At 38.6% G+C, this 251-nt stretch carries 1 protein-coding gene; it reads left to right on the top strand.

The window, feature by feature from the left end; all coding sequences use genetic code 11:
- A partial coding sequence (locus ACIR310F_RS25980) for an LVIVD repeat-containing protein (RefSeq protein WP_414534032.1) occupies window positions 1-251 on the top strand: 251 nt, incomplete at both ends.

Genomic DNA, 251 nt, shown 5'->3' with positions numbered 1-251 from the left:
TCAGGACTACAAATCATAGACATTAGCAACCCTAGTACCCCCACTTTAGTAGGAAATTATGATACACCTAATCTTGCTCAAGGTGTACAAGTAATAGGCAAGTATGCTTATGTTACTGATTTTGATTCAGGACTACAAATTATAGACATTAGCAACCCCAGCACCCCCACTTTTGTAGGAACTTATAATACACCTGGTAAGGCTCATCGTTTGCAAATAGTAGGCAAGTATGCTTACATTGCTGATGATAC

The organism is Dolichospermum circinale AWQC310F (genome assembly GCF_000426925.1).
Classification (GTDB): domain Bacteria; phylum Cyanobacteriota; class Cyanobacteriia; order Cyanobacteriales; family Nostocaceae; genus Dolichospermum; species Dolichospermum circinale.
Note: the sequence above shows the minus strand (reverse complement) of the source record. Positions and strands in the feature narration are given on the sequence as shown.